This is a genomic window from Pantoea ananatis PA13 (assembly GCF_000233595.1).
Classification (GTDB): domain Bacteria; phylum Pseudomonadota; class Gammaproteobacteria; order Enterobacterales; family Enterobacteriaceae; genus Pantoea; species Pantoea ananatis.
The window spans coordinates 4129837-4144819 of the sequence record NC_017554.1; the positions used below are offsets into that span (position 1 = coordinate 4129837).

General features: G+C 54.4%; 13 protein-coding genes, 1 pseudogene and 1 riboswitch. Of the genes and pseudogenes, 11 read left to right on the forward strand and 3 right to left on the reverse strand.

The annotated features are described in order from the left end of the window. Nucleotides 1–97 precede the first annotated feature (97 nt). From PAGR_RS19500 to PAGR_RS19515, 3 genes are all read left to right on the forward strand, one after another. Entirely contained in the window at nt 98–1327 is a 1230-nt protein-coding gene (locus PAGR_RS19500) for an ROK family transcriptional regulator (protein ID WP_014606780.1), read from the forward strand. Nucleotides 1328–1891: 564 nt separating this feature from the next. Further along, nucleotides 1892–3829 carry a methyl-accepting chemotaxis protein gene (locus tag PAGR_RS19505; RefSeq protein ID WP_014606782.1) on the forward strand — a complete coding sequence of 646 codons (1938 nt, stop codon included), beginning with the start codon at nt 1892–1894 and terminating at the stop codon, nt 3827–3829. A gap of 773 nt (nt 3830–4602) precedes the next feature. Continuing rightward, nucleotides 4603–4845: a DNA polymerase III subunit theta gene (locus tag PAGR_RS19515; RefSeq protein WP_014606784.1), complete on the forward strand. Its 243-nt coding sequence runs from the start codon at nt 4603–4605 to the stop codon at nt 4843–4845. A 161-nt stretch (nt 4846–5006) separates the two neighbouring features. Here the strand turns inward: PAGR_RS19515 and PAGR_RS19520 are convergent, their stop codons facing one another. Next, a complete protein-coding gene (locus PAGR_RS19520) occupies nt 5007–6164 on the reverse strand; it encodes a hypothetical protein (RefSeq protein ID WP_014606785.1) in 1158 nt (385 codons plus the stop codon). Between the two features lie 45 nt (nt 6165–6209). Next, nucleotides 6210–7262: pseudogene (umuC, locus tag PAGR_RS19525) on the reverse strand (translesion error-prone DNA polymerase V subunit UmuC); the annotation flags it as partial. A 228-nt stretch (nt 7263–7490) separates the two neighbouring features. Between umuC and PAGR_RS19530 the strand changes: the two are divergent. The 8 genes from PAGR_RS19530 (at nt 7491) to crcB (ending at nt 14358) form a co-directional block, all read left to right on the forward strand. Next, nucleotides 7491–8489, forward strand: a complete 999-nt coding sequence (locus tag PAGR_RS19530; protein ID WP_014606787.1) for a YncE family protein — start codon at nt 7491–7493, stop codon at nt 8487–8489. A gap of 151 nt (nt 8490–8640) precedes the next feature. Next, nucleotides 8641–9801, forward strand: a complete 1161-nt coding sequence (locus tag PAGR_RS19535) for a TDT family transporter (protein ID WP_014606788.1) — start codon at nt 8641–8643, stop codon at nt 9799–9801. After that, nucleotides 9798–10397 carry a uracil-DNA glycosylase family protein gene (locus PAGR_RS19540; RefSeq protein WP_014606789.1) on the forward strand — a complete coding sequence of 200 codons (600 nt, stop codon included), beginning with the start codon at nt 9798–9800 and terminating at the stop codon, nt 10395–10397. Before PAGR_RS19535 ends, PAGR_RS19540 begins: the two co-directional genes overlap by 4 nt. A 49-nt stretch (nt 10398–10446) precedes the next feature. Continuing rightward, nucleotides 10447–10516: riboswitch (Fluoride riboswitch) on the forward strand. 78 nt (nt 10517–10594) lie between these two features. After that, nucleotides 10595–11503, forward strand: a complete 909-nt coding sequence (locus PAGR_RS19545; protein ID WP_014606790.1) for a DHHA2 domain-containing protein — start codon at nt 10595–10597, stop codon at nt 11501–11503. Further along, nucleotides 11500–11925 (forward strand): universal stress protein, encoded by a 426-nt coding sequence (locus PAGR_RS19550; RefSeq protein WP_014606791.1) that lies wholly within the window; start codon nt 11500–11502, stop codon nt 11923–11925. Before PAGR_RS19545 ends, PAGR_RS19550 begins: the two co-directional genes overlap by 4 nt. Nucleotides 11926–11940: 15 nt before the next feature. Then, nucleotides 11941–13230 (forward strand): phosphopyruvate hydratase, encoded by a 1290-nt coding sequence (eno, locus tag PAGR_RS19555; protein ID WP_014606792.1) that lies wholly within the window; start codon nt 11941–11943, stop codon nt 13228–13230. A gap of 43 nt (nt 13231–13273) precedes the next feature. Next, nucleotides 13274–13981 (forward strand): 2,3-bisphosphoglycerate-dependent phosphoglycerate mutase, encoded by a 708-nt coding sequence (locus PAGR_RS19560; RefSeq protein WP_014606793.1) that lies wholly within the window; start codon nt 13274–13276, stop codon nt 13979–13981. Then, entirely contained in the window at nt 13978–14358 is a 381-nt protein-coding gene (crcB, locus tag PAGR_RS19565) for a fluoride efflux transporter CrcB (protein WP_014606794.1), read from the forward strand. Before PAGR_RS19560 ends, crcB begins: the two co-directional genes overlap by 4 nt. Before the next feature lie 166 nt (nt 14359–14524). On the opposite strand, the gene PAGR_RS19570 is transcribed toward crcB, so the two are convergent. Further along, nucleotides 14525–14926 carry a VOC family protein gene (locus tag PAGR_RS19570; RefSeq protein ID WP_014606795.1) on the reverse strand — a complete coding sequence of 134 codons (402 nt, stop codon included), beginning with the start codon at nt 14924–14926 and terminating at the stop codon, nt 14525–14527. Nucleotides 14927–14983: the final 57 nt, after the last annotated feature.

Sequence of the window (14983 nt, forward strand, 5' to 3'; positions counted from 1 at the left end):
ATGACAAAAATCGATTTTTTTTAAAATTGAGCGCTGGACGTGATTAGGCTCTCCATCCTATTATCCATTTAATGGATTTAACAAAGGCGAGAGTATTGTGGCATACCCGGGTAATAACCATGCCTTTTCAGGCCGCTATAATCGCAGGCTGGTTTTTGATCTGATCCGTACTGCTGGTGTGCTGTCGCGATCGGACCTGGTCAACGCAACAGGACTCCAGCCTCAAACGATTACCAACATCACAAAGGATTTGCTTGAGCGTGGGCTGGTCAGTGAGGAAGGGCGCCTGCAACACCGACGCGGTGCCCCGCAAAAGTTGTTGCGGCTTAACCATCGGGCAGGTTGTGCTTTAGGAATACATCTTGATCGGAAGGGGATTACTGCTGTCGCCTGTGACCTTGCCGCAAATGCGTTAGCCAGCCTGCACGCGCCAATGGAGTGGAATAATCCTGAAGCGAGCCTTGACACCATCGCCCACGTCATTGCCGATCTGACGCTGAAGTGTGAGGGGATACCTGTGTGGGGAACCGGCATCGCGATGCCGACCCTGCAGGAGGCCGGATACGAGGAGTACGTTGGTGCACCGGGTTGGCAGTCGTGGAGCCAGATTCCCGTCGCCGACAGGCTTGAAGCGCGCTGTGGGATACCGGTTATTGTTGAGAATGATGCGACTGCCGCTGCGATAGCAGAACGCCATGCGGGGGCAGCCAGTGGACTGACGCATTACGTCTATATCTTCGTCGGTCACGGACTGGGTGCCGGAATCATTATCGACGGTCTGCCGTTTCAGGGGGCGTTTAACAATGCGGGTGAGATTGGGATGATCTGCTGGCCACCTGAGTTAACGAAGTGCCCCCGCGATATTCCCCCTTTCTCATTAGAGGAACTGGCAACCACGTTGAACGTTGACCTGAATGCGGTAGAAAAGCCCGGCTATCTTGAAAAATTGTACGTTCAACGAGACAGTCATCTGATGTCATGGCTGGAATGCAACAGTAAGCGGTTACGTATCCTTATTTCAGTCATTGAAAACATGTTCGATCCGCAGAAAATTTTGATTGGGGGCTATCTTCCTTCAGCACTGTTTTCCTCGCTGGTTGATCGCACCTATCCGTTACTTCCTTCTGTCTCTGCCCGAAAAACAAGAGACACGTCGCGGTTAGAAAGTGCGCGCCTTGGGGCTATGGCCCCTGCAACTGGCGCTGCACTTTTGCCTGTTATTGCGCATGGCAGCCCGCACTTCAGACAACTTTCGCTGATGCGCACCAGAACTAAAACTATAGATCCTGAGGTCTTATTTGATCGGATTGCTGGTAAGGTTAATTAAATTCGTTGTCAGTCGGATACCATGAAAACATCCCTAACCGTGCTTTCATTTTTTAATTTTAATCTCCCTCAAATGAGGTCTGCTTTTGGCACGCAGCAGTTTAGGAAAGCTCAAGGACTGCAATGAGCGAGAAGCGGACATTGCTAATAGCGTTATGAGTGAATCAACGGGGAGCAGGTCACTCGCAGCGATCAAAGCGCCTGCCAGGTCAGATAGTTTTGCTTCACCTTACACCCCCGAGACAACGTCCTTCGGCGACATATTAATAATACATGTGCGCGAACCGCATTTAGTTCAGCCGACTCATTCAAATCTCAGTAAAAATTCTCAGATGAAAATCCAGCAATGGCTAATGCCGCTGCGAACAGAACTTCATCCCGAGAAAAAATGATTATTTAGCTTAAGTGCTTTATTTAACGTTACTAAAAGTTTATTCCGTAAAGCAGTAAATCAACAATGCGGTATAAAGTTAATGAAGGAATAACCGATAAAAAGGTTAAGGTGCTTTGCAAATGTATCTTTTGCAATTGTCACTATAACGAACTAATTCACCAGGAATTATAAATGAATAAGATTCTAAACAATATAAGTCTTACCGCCAAATTTGCCATTCTGGGCCTGTTTTCCCTTGTTCTGTTCTCAGTTCCTACCATGCTTTTTGTGTCCGAAGGTAATAAATACATTCAGGATAAGCAACGAGAGGTAACAGGTGTACCCGTAGAAAATAAGATTTTAGCCCTGCTCAATTTGATACAGCGCCATCGTGCAGAAACCGCCCTTGCCATTGCAACCAAAAATCCAGCAACACCGTCCCGCGTTCAGGTCAGAGATGAAATTGAAAACATCACTGATGTTATTACCAAAGATATGGCCAAGACAGAAGGCAGCGCTGCCATAATCAGCAAAATCAATGATGTGCGCACACAGTGGAGCCAGCTACAGCAGAGAATCGATTCTTCACAACTGACTCTGACAGCCAGCCTTGATGCGCATGCCCTCCTCATCCGCAACCTTTTGAACGCGAACCGTGATGTGCTGGATTTTTACGGCCTTTCACTTGATTCAGATATCAACACGTACCGTTTAATTACGAGTAATTTTTCATCATTGCCTGAGCTAACCGAAAGCCTTGGGAAAATACGTGCATTCGGCACGTCACTTCTTGCCCGAAATGAAACCATAAGTGAAGCAGACTCTGTCCGTATGGAGTCTTTAATCAGTAATGGTTCGTATAACCTGAATTTATTTGCTCAGGATTCTGAAAAACTATTTTTATCTGATAACACACTTAAGCAAAAATTTAGCGCAAATGCAGATGCAGCCGTTGAGGAGGCAAAAAGTGCTCTCAAAACCGCTGAAGCGATTTTCATTAACCGGAGCATGACGAATCAGAACCCGAAGGACTATGCAGCGCTCTTTACGCACGCTATTAACAAATTCAGCGACTACGCCATTGCCGGAGGTAATGAACTGAATGAAATGCTGAATGGGCAGATTAAGGAACACCGGTATGCACAATATGCACTACTGACCGTTCTTGTTTTTATCGTCCTGTTGGCAGTAATTTTCGCTCTGGTTATCATTCGCTCCGTTACCAGACCTGTCAATGTAGCATCAAAGCTGGCGCTTGAAGTCGCAGGTGGTGACCTTACGTCAACATTTACGGTGACAGGACGTAATGAAACTGCCGGGCTGCTCAAGGCATTACTGCAAATGAGTCAAAGACTTACACTTACGGTTGAAAACATCAAAAGCAACGCTGCCACTATCGCTACCTCATCTGAAGAAATTGCTCGCGGAAATGGTGATCTTTCTGCGCGAACTGAACAACAGGCAGCCTCTCTGGCTGAGACTGCGGCCAGTATGGAGCAGTTATCGTCAATTATCGGCAATAATGCAGATAACACGCGCCATGCTGCTGAAATGGCCAACTCCGCTACCAGTGCGGCCTTAAGAGGCGGTGAGGCGATGGAGTCAGTACTGGATTCAATGGAAAAAATAAGCAACAGTGCGGGGCAGATTAAAGAAATCATCTCCGTTATTGACGGGATAGCGTTTCAGACGAATATTCTTGCTTTAAATGCAGCCGTTGAAGCTGCCCGGGCAGGTGAGCACGGCAAGGGCTTTGCTGTTGTTGCATCTGAAGTCAGGGCACTGGCACAGCGATCGGCTGGAGCGGCGAAGGAGATCAAAGGACTGATTGAGCAGTCAGTTGAGCATGCCGAACAGGGAATTTCGATGGCCCGGGATGCCGGTGAAAAAGTTAAGCAAAGCGTGGAAGCTATTGAGCAAACATCTCAATTAGTCAGAGAGATTGCATCTTCTTCTGAAGAACAAAGTGCGGGCATATCTCAGATAAATATTGCGGTGACACAGATGGATCAGGTTACGCAGCAGAATGCCGTACTGGTTGAAGAGTCTGCATCATCTGCTGATGAACTTGCAAGCCGGGCCGCAAGCCTGAGGGATGCTGTCAGCGTATTCCGCACAAACGCTGTATAATTGGTTCAAATACTTTGGTTGTGTGCCATTTAATGCGGCAACATTTTTACAAAACTGCGTCTGTATTTGCATTTGATAAGCCATCTTCAGGGATGGCTTATCTCATTTAAAACCATGATAAAGCTATACTTTTGCACTTAAAGGCCCGGTGGACTAATTAAACGCCTGTTGAAATATTTGGCATTACCCCCCAATTGCCCATATGAGCTACGCTCATAACATCCGTTATGCAACCTGCAACGCGTTCATCTTTAAAGTTGTTTCTATTGCAGATGGCCTTCATAATTCCTCTCGTGCCGGACGGCGCGTTACACCTTCCCCCTGGGGCGCTGTTCTGCACCCGCGCCATCCGGCCATTCAGTCAAATCTCTTACTACGCAGTTTCATAAATCAGACTTCAAATTTGAAAATGGCGATATGCAGAAAATCATTAGATGCGGGGTTAGCTGCATAGAGGCGCTGACCTGCTCCCGGTAAACTAACATTTCATGATGCAAGCAACGTCCGCTTTTGGCACAAAGCAGACGTTTGGCCTGAATTTTCATCAGGCCTCAATACTGACCATGAAAGTTGGAGCCGGCATTTTAACTGCTGGCTTCCTTTTTAAACCCAGTGAGCGGGCTTCACGGTGCCTGCGAAGTGAAGGGCGTGATTTTCGGGGCCTTGGCGTCGGCAGCTTGCTGCTGACGCTTAGGGGGGTCCATAAACGCTTTCAGCGATGGATGCGGAACTTAACACAGTAGCTGATATACTTCTGCCAGGGAGGGCTTCATATGTCACACAACATAGCAGCAAAAAGCAAAGAAGAGCGGGATAAGGTCAACGTGGATCTGGCCGCATCAGGGGTAGCTTATAAAGAGCGTATGAATCTGCCGGTGATTCCTTCGGAAGTCGAGAGACAACAATCGGAAGAGCTTCAGGAATACTTCAGACAAAGACTGCAGCACTACAGAAATGAAGCCTTGAAGTTTCCGCGTGGCACTGACCCTGTTTACCAGAAAGAGGATGGAAAATAGTGTATAAGCCAAAAACATGTCCCTTTTGAAATTTCTATGGCATCAGGAAAAATCCAAACGAAAAATGGTCCTGCGATAAATGCGGACTCGAATGGGCACCCGAACAGGACAAACGCGAAACCCCGTAGATACGGGGTTTTTATTTTTTGCCAGTTGCTAAATTAATCTCGTAAAAATTCACCTTCATGATAGTCAATGTTAACTACTATCGTAGAAATGACAGGGCCGGACCAAAAAGGTACGTTATTCCTAATGCAATAATCCATTCGTCTCATGTGGAAATAATATTGACGTTCAATCCACTCAAGAGTTTCAAAGTCTTTATTTGTAACCAAGCATTCGAATTCAAGTTGGTCCAAATACGTAAGCCATTGCTGATGATTTATCATCAAGCCGAGGCTGTTGATGTAGTCAGGTGCATGTCCGGATGATGTATACACCCTTTTTTGATTCTCGTAGCCTTTCATTGTTACTCCATCGTAACTTGTCAGCAAATCATCAATCATCCTTGACCATGCGCAGCTCCTGTCTATGGCACCATTTCGAATTTGAACATCCCTTCCCATCGTCCCATGTTTGAGCATTTCTTTGATGATTGCCTCTAGGTAATTTGTTGTTGTACCGAGACTTTTATTTGATGAGTTTACTGGCCAACCTATTACGTACGGATCAACATAGTTAGGCGTGTTATAGCTCCACGTTTCATATTTCGGCATCATTAGGTACTTAGCGCAATCAGCCAGTCCTGGCGCATTGCCCCCCAACGTGTAAGACCCTATATCCTTACCAGACGCTTTTGTACCAGGATATAATGTCAGTTTTTCATTCCGGTTAACTGATTCAAGTAGCTTCCTTTCTTTCTCTGTTGAAGGCCCATTGGGTAACAAATTATCTTTATCTGAGCACTTACCCTGTAACAAAACGGCGCGTACTCTTTTAGAACTATTTTGGCTATTGAATTCATTGAAAATAAACAAAAGGTCTGCCAGTTCACAATTCAGGACTTCATTCTTGTAAAATTTAAAGTTTGGCTGTGTAGCATTGCCGCTGATTGAGGATGAATTGTTATACACACGCTTGTAATGGCTAACTGTAAATTCTGCCTGAGGTGTCCCATCAATCCAAACTGAGTTTGCGCTGACTTTGACATGAGGGTTGTTATTTAAGTATGTCTTTTTAACTTCAGATACAATGTGATCAAGATTTTCCACAGAATGAAGATTTCGTAGCCCCCACCGTTCAAGTGAGGCCCTTTTATTTTTTTTCTTGTTTAAATAAACCTTGCTCCAGTTCTCCCAGCTTAAAGGATTTGTCATCATATTCATTCCATAGAAATTTTCGAATAATCATCATATACGGATTGTCTAAATCCTGGCGACAGGAATATCACTCCAGCGTGTAGTATAGGCTGGTGAAAGCATCTCTCGCTTCATCTGCCAGGCCGGCGCTATTCCTCGGCCGGCAAACCAGATATTCCCCATCCCGGTCTGATTAATATGATCTATCACCTGCATCAGAGGCTTACTGTTAGCTCTGGGTTGAACTTCGTCAAAAAGGTTGAGCTGGGCTACACCTGAGGGGGTGAAGTCGTTCAGCATAACGCCTGCTTTCGCGTAGCGATGGCCACTTATCCACACCCGATCTAGTGCTCTCATCGCAGCTTCAATAATGTCTCTGGAATCCTGACTGGGCGACATCAGTGTCTCTGAAGCCACGTTACCGTAGTAGGTCTCCCCGGGCGAAAAAGGAGAGGTTTTTATGAATGCACAAACCTGTCTGCAGTATTGCTTTTCCCCTCTCAATTTAACGGCCGCACGTTCGGCATGCTGACAGATTGCCTGCCTCATGTGTTCATATTCGGTGACCCTTTCGCCAAACGAACGGGAGCAGACGATCTGCTGCTTCGCCGGCTGTGCCTCTTCCAGACTGATACAGCTCTCGCCGTTCAGCTCGCGCACCGTTCGCTCCAGTACCACGCTGAAGTGTTTACGGATCATTGCAGGATTGGCGCGGGAGAGCTCCAGTGCGGTTGTAATTCCCATAGTGTTCAGTTTTTTGGCAATGCGTCTGCCGACTCCCCAGACCTCCTCAACGGGCTGGCGGGCCAGCATCTTCTCAGCCCGGACGTGCGATGTGACGGCCAGCACGCCGCCAAACTGGGGCCATTCCTTGCTGCTCCACTGGGCTGATTTTGCAAGCGTTTTGGTTTTACCTATACCGACCCCGACCGTAAGGCCGGTATGTTCACGCACACTGCGCCGGACTTCGCGGCCAAACGTCTCGAAATCCGTGCAAAAATCGATTCCGCGTACGTCCAGAAACATCTCATCAATCGAATACTGTTCCACGCGAGGTGACAGAGCCTCTAAAACGCTCATTACCCTGTTCGACATCGAGGCGTTTATGTGGAATGCAATTTAAACAAAAAAAATCAGTTACCATTCCTCTGAAGTTTATTTTCTGAACAGGAATTATTCAGCCTTGAACTACCTCAGTATGCTTACTGACAGGGGGGAAGGTTGAGGGTGGTAAGACATAGTCGGAAAATCGATTTCCCCGCCAGGATTTAATCTGCCACGCTTACTCTGAAGCCCTCAATCGGGCAATGAGTCTTATCCCTTACCCACCCCAATGCAGGAAAAATGATGATAAAAAAATACAGGATCCCGGGACTGACCGCGGTGGCGTTTCTTCTTATCAGCACCCTCGCCGGTGCCGCAGAGGAACGCTGGACGTTTGACGGCGATATCCACAACAATTCCCTTGCTGTCAGTCCCGATGAGAAAACGGCGGTGGCGTCCTACAGTGAGCGCTCTGAGGTGGTGGTCTACGACCTGGCTGCCGGGAAAGTCAGAAAGGTGCTTAAGGGATACGTCACGCCCCGCAATGCGCTTTTCTCCCCCGACGGGAAGGCCGTATATCTTTCAGACAGCAGCCTCGGCGTGGTCAGAAAAATCAGCACCGGGACGCTTGACGTGGAGACCTCGCTGCCGCTGGGGCCCGGGGCATTCGGCACAGCTATCAGCCGTGACGGTCAGCGCCTGTATGTGAATAACGAGGCCGCCAGCACGCTCTCGGTGTATGACCTGACGCACAACCGGCCCGTTGCGGTCGTGACGGGTTTTGCCCAGCCCCGTCAGGGCATAAAAATCAGCCCGGACGGCAAAACCGTCTACGTCACTAACTTTAAGGGCGATAAAATTACCCTGGTTGACGCCGTAACGGGCGAGATTCGCGGCGAGATAACAGGCTTCAGCAAGCTGCGCGCCATTTCAGTCAGCGCCGACGGCCGCACACTGTACGCGGCTAACAGCGGCAGCAACACCATCGCCGTGGTTGACACGCAGAAGCTCGCCATTACGGCAACCATTCCCGTGGGGCAGGATCCTTACGGTGCCGCCCTGACGCCGGATAACCGCTATGTTTACAGCGGCAACCTGGGCGACAACAGCCTCTCCGTTATTGATACCGCCGCCGGTAAGGTGGTCTCCACCGTTACCGGACTGGATGCGCCCCGTCAGGCCATCGTTTTCAGCAAAGACGGTGCCCGCGCGTGGGTGCTGAATAAAGACCTCAGCATTGCGGTCGTTGACCTGAAACAGAACCGCGTCACGGCCACGATTAAAAGCCCGCCGCAGGCCTGATTCAGTCCTTCCCTCACTCCGGCGGTGTGACGGTCCTTCCCGGAGTGGGAGAGTCTAACCACTTTTACTGGTTTATTTTAACTGAATAACCTGTTTTAAAGATTTAACCCGACGTGCCTATACTCTTTCTGTCTACTCAGGAGATTACGGCATGAACGATAAAATATTTACCCTGCATAACGGAGCGCGCCCGCTGAGCGCGCTGAGCAGCCCGAAAGAGGCTATACGTCAGTTCACGCCTAACTGGTTCGCCGCGACCATGGGGACCGGTATCCTGTCTCTGTCTCTGGCGCAGTTCCCCTGGCCGGTTCCGGGATTACGCCTCGTCGCCGAGGGACTCTGGATGTTTAACATCTTCCTGTTCAGCGTCTTTGCCGTGATGTATCTGGCCCGCTGGGTGATGTACTTCGGTGAGGCAAAGCGCATCTTTGGCCATTCAACGGTGTCCATGTTCTTCGGCACCATCCCGATGGGCATGGCCACCATCATCAACGGGCTGCTGGCGTTTGGCCTCCCCCGGTGGGGGGCTGACGTCATTCCCGTAGCGCACGCCCTGTGGTGGCTGGACGTGGCGATGTCGCTGCTGTGTGGCGTGTGTATTCCCTACATGATGTTTACCCGGCAGCAGCACAGCATTGACCAGATGACCGCCGTCTGGTTACTGCCGGTCGTGGCCGCCGAGGTTGCGGCAGTCAGTGGCGGCCTGCTGGCACCGCACATTGCCGACCCCCACGCGCAGCTCGGCATCATTATTACCAGCTACGTGCTGTGGGCGTACTCGGTGCCGGTGGCGCTGAGCATCCTCGCCATCCTGCTGCTGCGTATGGCGCTGCACAAGCTACCACACGAAAGCATGGCGGCCTCAAGCTGGCTGGCACTGGGGCCGATTGGTACCGGCTCGCTGGGGATGCTGGTCATCGGCGGAGATGCGCCCGGGGTGTTTGCCGCGGCGGGCATGCCGGAAATCGGTCATATCGCGCAAGGCGTGGGGTTCGTTGCCGGCATTCTCTTCTGGGGCTGCGGCCTGTGGTGGATGCTGCTGGCCACGCTGATAACCGTGCGATACTTCCGTGAAGGCATTCCGTTCAATCTGGGATGGTGGGGCTTTACCTTCCCGCTGGGCGTGTACACGGTCGCCACGCTGAAGCTGTCCACCCTCGTTGACCTGGCGTTCTTTAAAGGCTTCGGTGCGCTTCTTGTCGTCATGCTGGCCGCCATGTGGCTGCTGGTCGCGGTGAAGACGGTGCGCGGGGCATGGAGCGGGAAACTGTTTGTTTCCCCCTGTCTGGCAGGCCTGGACCGGAAGCCGTGAGTGAAACCTGCACGTCGCTGCTGGACCCGTTTTTACGCGAGGAACGCCTCGCGGCAGTCACCGCGCCGCACGTGGCCGCGCTGAATCGCTGGGTCAGCGGGCTGCGTCAGCACGGCGTGGAGCTGCCGTGGTTTGATCCGGCCGACGGCGGGACCGGGGCCGGACTGCTCGTCCTGCTGCAGTCGCCGGCGCGCAGCAGCCCGTCACCCCGGTTTGTGTCGCGGGATAACCCGGGGCCGGCCCAGCAGAACCTGGGGCGGTTTCTGGCGGAAGCCGGTATTGCGCGCCGGGACAGCGTGCTGTGGAATACGGTGCCCTGGGTCAGCGACGGGCCGCAGAAACGGCCCTCAGCGGCGGACATCCGCAGCGGCTGCGCCTGGCTTGAGGACGTGCTGGCGTATCTGCCCGCGCTGCGCGTGGTGGTGCTGGCCGGTGCCGTAGCGGCTCAGGCCCGCGGGACGGTCAGTCATCAGTGCCCCGGCGTCACGGTGCTGAAGATGCCTCACCCCAGTCCGCTTTCACTTTGCACAAGCCCGGCGGTGCCGGAAAACATCCGCCGGGTGCTCCGCGAGGCACGCGCTGCGCTGGCGGGCTGAGGGTGCCAGCAGAATAATACTGACAGGCTTTCCGTCTGGCTCTATACTCAGAGTACAGGGTGATGGCGTTCCACCTTTCCCAACCGCTCCGTTCCGGAGCTGATGACGCCTGATGTGACTCTTGATTTTCAGGAGGTACGTCAGGCCGTCCTTACTTTCCTCCCGGCCTGCGTACTTCCCTTTACGGGGAGAGACCCTTGATACACGTTTTTGGCCACATCAATCCTGACAGCGACGCCATCTGCACGGCGGTCGTCACCGCTCACTGGCTGACCGGGCGCGGCATGGACGCCCGCGCATGGCGTCTCGGCGAGGCTAACCGGGAAACCCGCTTTATCTTTGACACCGCCGGTCTTACGCTGCCGCCGCTGCTCGCTATTCCGCTGCAGGATGAACGGGTGTGGCTGGTCGATTTCACCGAGCCGGCGCAGGGGCCTGACGACCTGCTCCGGAGCAACGTCGTGGGCATCACTGACCACCACCGGCTGGGCGGGCTGATAACGCAACTGCCGCCGGAGGTGCATATCCGCCCGGTTGGCAGCAGCGCCACGCTGCTCTGGCTGCTGATGGACGCTGAAGCGCGCCGCACGCTGCCCCCGACGCTCGCCGTGCTTCTGCTGGGCGCACTCCTGAGTGACACCGTGAATCTTCGCTCGCCGACCACCACCGAAGACGATATCCGTTCGGCGACCGAACTGGGCGTGCTGTCCGGCGTAAACCGCAGAGCCTTCGCCCGTGACCTCCTCACCGCCAAAACGGACGTCAGCGGCCTCAGCGCCCAGCAGCTGCTGGGCAGGGATCTCAAGGCCTTCGTCATTGCCGGCACCGACGTGCGCATTGCCCAGATTGAGGTCAGCTCACCGACACAGGTTGCCCCCGTGATGGACGACCTGCTCGCTGCCCTGGCGTATCTGGCGGACCAGTCGGGTGCCGGGCTGACGGTGCTGATGTTGACCGACATTCGCGCCGGGTTTTCAACGCTTTACTTCGCCGGGCGGGAGAGCGTTAACGCGGCCTCCTGCTCCGTACCGGGCATGCTCAGCCGCAAAAAACAGCTTCTGCCGTGGCTTGAGTCCCGCCTTAACCAGAACGGGAGTTCATTATGACCTGCTACACCCACGCACTGATACTTGTGAACGACAAAGACGACGGCACCCTCCTGCTGAAACGGGCGGTCGCGCTGGCGCAGCCGCTCGGCATGAAAATCACCCTGGCCCACATCAGCGACGACTACCGGGAAATGAACTACGTGTCCGACAGCCTGATGGACGACGTCGTGTCGGAAGAGGTCCTGAAAGCCAAAGCGTTTATGAGCGAGCTGGCGGCCTCCGTGCCTGAGGCGGTAGACACTCGGGAGCTGGTGACCATGCGCCGCTTTGAGGACGTGGAGAAGTGCATCAATGAGCTGGGCGTGGACCTCGTGCTTGCCGGGCACCGCAACCGCTTTATGGGAATGCTGACGTCCCGCTCGGCGGAATACATCAACCACCTCACGGTGGATGTGCTTATTACTCACCTGAATGACTAAACCGGGAGAAACGCTATGCATTTTACACTGGATAACGTGACCGCCCGGGAAATTCTTGACTCTCGCGGCAACCCCACCGTTGAAGTTGAGGCCCGGACCCCGGACGGGATGATGGCACGCGCCTCGGTGCCTTCCGGGGCCAGCACCGGGTCGCGCGAGGCCGCAGAGCGCCGCGACGGTGACGCACAACGTTTTGGCGGCAAAGGCGTGCTGGATGCCGTCAGGGCGGTTAATACGGAAATCTGCGAAGCCGTGCGCGGCCTGGACGTGCGCGAGCAGCGGCAGCTGGACAACATCATGCTGATGCTGGACGGCACGGAGAACAAGAGTCGCCTGGGTGCCAATGCCATTCTGGGCGTATCGCTGGCGGTGGCCCGGCTGGCGGCACAGGCCTCGCACGAGCCGCTGTGGCGCTACCTGGGGGGCCTGCAGGCGAATCTGCTGCCCGTGCCGTGCATGAACATCATCAACGGCGGCGTGCACGCCCGCGGTCAGGGCGCGGACTTCCAGGAGTTCATGATAGCGCCACACGGGGCACCCACGCTGCGCGAGGCCGTGCGTCAGGGCAGCGAGGTCTACCAGGCGCTGCGCCAGATCCTGCTGGACAAAAAACTCTCAGCGGCAGTGGGCGACGAAGGCGGTTTTGCGCCCGCCGTGTCGTCGAACCGTGACCCGCTGGCGTTTATCGTACAGGCGATTGAGAAGGCGGGATACAGGCCCGGAGAGGACATCAGCATCTGCATGGACCCTGCCTCAAGTGAGTTTTTCGCTGACGGTCAGTATCATCTGCGCACCGAGGGCAGCGCGCTGAGCGCGGCGGAAATGACGGCATACTACGGCGAGCTGATGGACCAGTTTCCGGTCATCCTGCTGGAAGACGGCCTGGCCGAGGACGACTGGGCGGGCTGGAAGCATCTGCACCAGCAGCTTGCGGGCAGGGCCGAGCTGGTTGGTGACGACCTGTTTGTAACCAACGTGAAGTACATCCAGCGCGGCATTGACGAAAACCTCGCCAGCGCCGCGCTGATCAAGCTCAATCAGATAGGCTCGCTCAGCGAAACGCTGGACGCCGTGGCTCTCTGCCAGCGGCACGGCTGGGGTGCGTTCATGTCTCACCGCAGCGGGGAAACCACGGACACGTTCCTTGCCGATCTGACGGTGGCCCTGCGCGCGGGACACCTGAAAACCGGCGCGCCGTGCCGCGGCGAACGCGTGGAAAAGTACAACCAGCTGATGCGCATTGAGCAGGCGCTGGGTGAGGACGCGCACTACGCGGGGCTTCATGCGTTTGTGCGCCGCACGTAACACATCCGCCGGACGGTCCCCGTCCGGCAAAGAAGGAATGCCTGTGGCCCCTGCAACGCTGATCCTCCTGCGGCACGGCGAAAGCCAGTGGAACCGGGAAAACCGTTTTACCGGCTGGACGGACGTGCCGCTGACGGTCAGGGGGCGGCAGGAGGCCGACCGAGCCGGTGACGCGCTGCGGGCAGTGGGCCTTATGCCCGACCGTGTCTTCACCTCGGTGATGACACGCTGCGTTCACACGGTCTGGCGGGTGCTGGACCGTCTTGACCGAAGCTGGACGCCCGTGGAAAAGAGCTGGCGACTGAACGAGCGCCACTACGGTGCGCTGCAGGGGCTGAACAAGGACGACGCTGCCCGGATGATGGGGGAAGAGACCGTCCGGCTATGGCGCAAAAGCTTCAGCGGCATTCCGCCCGCAGACGCGGAGGCTCCGGCGCAGCTGCGTCGGGATCTGCGCTATCGCCGCGTTGCGCTGGCCGACCTGCCTGCAACGGAAAGCCTGGAAATGACCCTGCGTCGCGTCATGCCATACTGGCACCACGTTGTGGTGCCACAGCTGCGCTGCGGAAGTACCGTTCTGATTGTGGCGCACGGCAACATGCTGCGCGCCCTGACCGCCTTTCTGAACGGCATGCCCCACGACAGCGTGGCACAGCTGCACATCCCGACCGGCGTGCCGGTTGTATATGAAATGGATACGGCCGCACAGGTCGTGTGCCGTTATGTTCTGAATATTAAAAAAAAGGAATGAACGTGAATCAGCTTTTTGCCGTCATCACCGGCGGTGCTTTAGGGTGTGTTATCCGCTGGCAACTGGGCGCACGCCTGAACGCGCTTTTTCCGGACCTGCCGCCGGGGACGCTGCTGGTCAACCTGCTGGGTGGATTTATCATCGGGGCGGCGCTGGCGTATTTTCTGCGCCATCCCGGCCTCGATCCGGCCTGGCGGCTGCTCATTACCACCGGGCTGTGTGGCGGAATGACGACCTTCTCCACATTCTCAACTGAGGTTTTTGCCCTGCTGCAGTCAGGCAGCTATGCCTGGGCAGCCGCCTCGGTGCTGATACACGTGCTGGGTTCGCTGGCCATGACGGCGGCCGGATTTTATATCATGACGCTGTGTGGTTAACCCGGACCGTACGGCCTCTATCCAGGGGAGACCTCAGTGCAGCGACCGCTGCACTGAGGTCAGACAGTTCAGTATATTGTTCAGAAGCGCTCTCTGCGGGCCTGATCCGACAGGGTTTACGCCTGTAAGGCTTCCCCTAAATCCGGGACACTGTCGTGACAGAGTTTCAGGTCTGCCTGTTCTGGTAAAGGTCCCAGCGATTGCCATAGATGTCCTCAAACACGACAACCATTCCGTATTCTTCCTCGCGCGGCTCCTGACAGAAGTGGACGCCTTTTGCCTTCATAGCATTGTAGTCGCGCCAGAAGTCGTCGGTCTGCAGGAACAGAAAAACCCGTCCGCCGCACTGGTTGCCGATAAAGCCTTCCTGCCGGTCGTTCGACGCGCGGGCAAGAAGAATAGCACAGTCGCTGTCAGGGTCCGGCGTCACCACGACCCAGCGCTTACCCGGCTGCGGCGTGTCCTCAATCAGGGTAAAGCCCAGCTTATCGGTGTAATACTCAATTGCACGATCGTAGTCATCGACCACGACAGCCACATACCCCATACATCGCTTCTGTTTTCTCATCTGCTGTTCCATCAGTTACGTCATAACGCCCGCTATAATCAGATTCATATCAAATAC